Annotated in this window: 4 protein-coding genes and 1 pseudogene; 3 read left to right on the plus strand and 2 right to left on the minus strand. The window is 67.9% G+C overall.

From position 1 onward, the window contains the following. Positions 1–219, minus strand: a pseudogene (locus tag AB4Y84_RS13045) (YiiX/YebB-like N1pC/P60 family cysteine hydrolase); the annotation flags it as partial. Between the two features lie 81 nt (positions 220–300). On the opposite strand from AB4Y84_RS13045, the gene AB4Y84_RS13050 reads away from it, so the two are divergent. From AB4Y84_RS13050 to AB4Y84_RS13060, 3 genes are all read left to right on the plus strand, one after another. Further along, complete coding sequence (locus AB4Y84_RS13050) at positions 301–819, plus strand: hypothetical protein (RefSeq protein ID WP_442244166.1); 519 nt, start codon at positions 301–303, stop codon at positions 817–819. A gap of 173 nt (positions 820–992) precedes the next feature. Continuing rightward, positions 993–2687 carry a M3 family metallopeptidase gene (locus AB4Y84_RS13055; protein ID WP_442250248.1) on the plus strand — a complete coding sequence of 565 codons (1695 nt, stop codon included), beginning with the start codon at positions 993–995 and terminating at the stop codon, positions 2685–2687. Further along, positions 2684–4096, plus strand: a complete 1413-nt coding sequence (locus AB4Y84_RS13060) for a TPM domain-containing protein (protein ID WP_442244168.1) — start codon at positions 2684–2686, stop codon at positions 4094–4096. Before AB4Y84_RS13055 ends, AB4Y84_RS13060 begins: the two co-directional genes overlap by 4 nt. Position 4097: 1 nt before the next feature. Here AB4Y84_RS13060 and AB4Y84_RS13065 read toward each other — a convergent pair whose 3' ends face one another. After that, positions 4098–4769: a VOC family protein gene (locus tag AB4Y84_RS13065; protein ID WP_442244169.1), complete on the minus strand. Its 672-nt coding sequence runs from the start codon at positions 4767–4769 to the stop codon at positions 4098–4100. Positions 4770–4972 lie beyond the last annotated feature (203 nt).

The raw sequence follows: 4972 nt of genomic DNA on the forward strand, positions 1-4972 counted from the left end.
GTGCAGCACCTCCCAGCCCTGCGGTGCCGAGGCCACCAGCGCGACATGGTCGAAGCTCGGCGCGCCTTGTTTTCCGGTCGCATCGTTGATGGCCGCGCTCAGGCCGCCATGGCCGGCGGTGACGAACAGCAGGTCGCCGTCGCGGACGTCGACGCCCATCGCCATGGCTGGCCACAGGGCAGGCAGCAGCAGGCCGATCAGGAGCAGGAGGCGGCGCATGGGCATCTCGGACAGGCGGAAGACCGCGATTGTAGGCGGCAGGGTAGGATGGCGCGACCGAACCGGAATCAGGACGATCCCATGAAGCCCCGCCGTTCCCTTGTGCTGCTGGCACCTGCCCTTGGCCTTGTGCTGTCCGCCTGCACGCCCGCGCCGCAGCCCGCGCCGGCTGAAGCCCAGGCTCCTGCAGAGGCACCTGCCAGCACAGCGACGACGGTGGAGCCGGCGCCCGCGCCCGCAGTGGCGACCGCAGCGTGCCCCCATCCCGGGTTCGATACCTTCCTGAAGCACTTCGGCAACGAGATCACCCTGCAGGAAAAGGCCACGGCCGATCCGCTGCTGGACAGCTACGTTGACGCTGGCGCCGAGCCTGAGCCGCGCACGGTGCAACGCCCGCTGGCATTGGCCGATGTCGAATGGCCGGTGATGCCTGATCCGGCCGGGCTGGCCGGGCAGGGCCGGCAGATGCAGGTGACGGCCGTGGCCGACGGGCAGATGCAGGTGCAGATCCGAACGCCCGACAGCAGCGACCAGCAGACCTATACCTTCGCGCAGACGCCGTGCTGGACACTGGTCAAGCGCGAAGACGAGTCGATCTGAGGCCAGATCGGGACAGGCGCGGGCCGTCGGTGGCTGCTAGGCTCCAAGCACGTTCAAGGCACGGAGACGCCGATGCAGGCCCGCAGGATGCGCACCACCACCGTTACCCTGGTCATCGCCACGCTGACGATCGCGCTTACTTTCCCAGCGCCGCCGCCGAACAGACGGCACGCATTGCTCTGGGCGAGCGCGTTGAGGTGTTGCAGGGCGCCACGGCGAGCGAGCCGGCCACGCGCTTCCGCCAGGCCGAAGCGCTGCAGGCACAGTGCCTGCGCCACCATGCGTATCTGCATCTGCAGGCTGCCCGCAACGCACGCGATCATCGCCCGGCGCAGGCGCTGGACCAGGTGATGGGTCTGTGCAGCCGTATCGCCCGCGCGGGCAGGGCCGCCCTGCGTGAGGCACCGGCGGATGCACCCTGGTTGGCGTCCTACCGGTTCCTGCGCGACCGCGCGGTGCAGGAAGGTGCGGCGCCGGCCAATGCGCAGCTGGATGATGCCGTGGATACGCTGGCCGACCCGGCGCTGGATACCTTCGCGCGCCTGCATCGGCAGATCTTCCACAGCGCCGCATTTCCGCGCGTCGAGGGGGCTGGCCGCAGCTGGGATACCGGCGCCGACAAGCAGGCGCTGGCCCAGCACTCCGACCGTACGCTGCGTGAGGCCGGCTGGAAGGGATACTGGCAGGGCCTGCAATCGCGCCGCGAGCCGATGGCTTCGGTGCTGCTGGGCCTGGTGCAAGTGAATGACGCCGCCGCGCGCCTGCAGGGAGATGGCTCGGCCACCGCGCGTGGCTACCGTCGCATGGGCATGGATACGGCGACCGTCGACGCTACGCTGGCGGCGATCGAGCGTCACGCGGCAGACCGTCGTGCCTACCAGGACATGCTGCTGCAGCATGCTGGGCGCAGCGGCATCACGTCGCCGCAGGTCTGGGATACCACCGTGCCGGATGCCGGCTATACGCCATCGGTGCTGACGCTTGAGCAGCTGCGCGATACCGCCGCCGATGCCATGCAGCACCTGGGGCCGGAGTATGTCGCCGAGCTGCGCGCGCTGCTGGACCCTGCGCACAAGCGCATGGACCTGGCCACCGTGCTGGGCAGTCGCAGCCACGACGCGTTCCAGGTGGTTGCTCCGGACATGCCGTCGCTGTTGTTCGTGGGGCTGCGCAGCGGGGATCTGGAGAGCGACGTGGAGATCGCCCATGAAGCCGGGCACGCCGTGCACGGGCAATGGATGCAACGTGGCCATGCCTCGCCGTTGCAGCGCAATGGCAGTGCGTGGCTGACCGAAGCCTTTGCCATCTACAACGAACTGCGCTTCCGTGACCAGCTGTACCAGCAGGCACAGGATCCTCGCGCCAAGGCGTACTACCTGAAATCGCTGCTGGATGACATGGTGATGCAGCTGTTCACCTCCTCCGAGGAAGCGCAGCTGGAGCAGTCGATCTACCAGGGCGTGGCTGGCAACACCCTGGGCACCGCCGACGATCTTGATGCGCTCACCGGCCAGGTGCTGGCGCGCTATGGCCAGCAGCCGCAACGCTACCCGCAGCTGCGCAGCAACTGGATCAGCAAGCGCCTGATGTACGAGGACCCGCAGTACATGGTCAACTATCTCTACGCCGGTCTGCTGGCGGTGCAGCTGTATGTGCAGGACCAGCAGGACCCGGAGGGTTTCCGCCAGCGCTATCTGACCGTGCTGGGCGAGGGCTTTGACCGCGCACCGCAGGAGCAGGTGGCACAGTTGCTGGGACATGTACCGGACTGGCCGGCACTGGTCGACGCGGACCTGCAGGTGTTCGCGCAGAACGCTGCCCGGCTGCAGGCGTTGTATACGCAGATCGAGGCAGGGCAGGGCACATGAGCCGGGTGCCGCAGGCGCGCGTTGCCAGGCAGTGGGCGTGGCTTGTGCTACTGCTCTGCCTGTTGCCGTTGCTGTCGCTGGCGGCAGCCCCGATTCCTGCACTGGACGACCCGGTAGTGGACACCGCCAATGCGCTGTCCCCCAGTACCCACGCCACGCTGCGCGAGCAGGCATTGCAGCTGCAGGCACGCAAGGGCGCGCAACTGCAGGTGCTGGTGGTGCCCAGCGTTGGCGAGGAAGGTATCGAAGCCTATGCGCAGCGGGTCTTCGACCAATGGCAGCTGGGCCGCGCTGGCGTCGATGATGGCGTGTTGCTGCTGGTGGCGGTGCAGGATCGGCGCGTCCGCATCCAGACCGGTTATGGCCTGGAAGGCACCATTCCTGATGCGTATGCCGCGCGCATCATCGACAAGGCGATCGTGCCGCGGCTGCGCGAGGGAGACCTGGACCAGGGGGTGCTGGATGGCACCGCGGTGCTGGTGGCGCTGGTCGATGGCGAGCAACTGCCGCCTTGGGAAGATTCCTTGGCACGCAACGTGTTGCCGCCGGATTGGCGCACGGGGGATTCGGTCGTCGCGCTGACGTTGCTGGCGGGCTTTCTGGCGGGTTTGTGGCGATCGCCACCGCGTCTGCTGGCGACCAGGACCGAAGCCGGGTTCACCGGTAACCGCCGCGAGCGGCGGCGCAAGGCACTGGCAGCCAATGCGGCGGTGCCCAGGTCAACGTGGCCGACATTGCCTGCCTGGGGCAGGCCGCTGCTGGTGACGGCGGTGATCGCCGGGGGAGGGCTTTCTGCGTCGCTGCTGCTGCCGCGCCATGTGCTGCCGGCGTTGTTCTTCGTGCTGCTGCCCGCCGTCCCGGTGGCAACCCTGCTGGGCTGGTGCTGGCGTCGCAGCGGCGGCGTTCGCATCGTGCTGTACGGCATGCTGGCCGTCAGCACCGGCTTCTTCGCGGTGATGCTGGTGCGCGGCCAGTTGCCGCCCAGCCTTGCGCTGCACACGCTGCTGAACCTGGCGGTCGGCATCGCCGCCATGCTGGTGTTCTTCCTGGTGCAGGCCGGTCGCGCGCGCTGGCGGAAGAACCGCAACAGCTTCGCCATCCGCCTGGTGGTGCTGGTGCTGCTGACCGGTGGCTATGCGCTGGGCGCGCTGCTGGCCATCGACCGTGCCGGCGACGAGAACGCCCGCGTGCTGGCGACGATCGTGTCCAGCATGGGCACGCTGTTCCTGTACTTCATCTGGGTGTTCACTCTGCTGCCCGGCGAAAAGGCCCGCGGCGGCCGGGGGGCGTCCACAGGCTATCGTTCCTCGTCCAGCACCTCGTCTTCCAGTTCGTCCTCGAGCAGTTCCAGCGACTGGTCCGGTGGTGGTGGCCGCAGCGGAGGCGGTGGCGCCTCGGGCAGCTGGTAACTCAGGCCGCCTGCACCCGCCAGCCCAGCGCGGCATCGTGCAGTTCGCCGCTGCCGCTCACATCGGCCACCTGCAGCTGCAGCCCCTGCGCGTTGGGCAGGTCCTTCTGCTCGGGGAACCAACGGCGATCGGCAGCGACCACGATCAACAGGCCCTCGTCATCGCCCATCGGGGCGAACTGGGGCGACGGCGGGCTGATGGGCTGCAGGCCGAAGCGCTGGCTGGCTTGTTCGCGCACAGCATCGACATCATGGCTGGGCAGGCCAACCTCGCTCAGGCAGGTCAGTTCGCTGCCATGGAAGGCGCCACTGCGGTCGCTGGCCGGCAAGCGCCTACGGCCGATCAGTTCCAGGATCAGGCCATCGGGTCCGGTGAAATACACCGACTGCGACTGCCAGCTGCTTTCCAGTGCGAAGTAGTCCAGCCCTTCCGGATTGCATTGCAACGGCGTGCGTGCACGCAGCCAGCTCATGGCGTCGGCGAAGCGGTTGTCCGGCACATTGAAGGCCAGGTGCACGCCGCCTACCGGACGGCCATTCGCTGGTTGCAGCTGGATCGTGCTCCAGCCAATGCGGACCTGGTCGCCGGCCACCTCCAGCTGCAGCACGTCGCGGAAGTACGCGGCGACGCTGGCAACATCGGATACCGGCAGAGAAAGATGCAGCAGGCGCATGATCGATCCTCCGTGGAGCGCTAGGAGCAGTGTAGTCCCGTGCACCTTTGCGCCGCGTCATCACCTCTGCAACGAATCGTTACTGCCAGCCCTGGCATCGAGCCGTGCTCGACTGTCTTCAGCGCAAGGATTCCGCGAAGAAGCGCACCGCGTCTTCCACCACCACCGCATGCGTCTGCTCCTTCGGTACCGCAGTCATGCAC

The organism is Stenotrophomonas sp. 2YAF22, assembly GCF_052114665.1.
Lineage (GTDB): Bacteria > Pseudomonadota > Gammaproteobacteria > Xanthomonadales > Xanthomonadaceae > Stenotrophomonas > Stenotrophomonas indicatrix.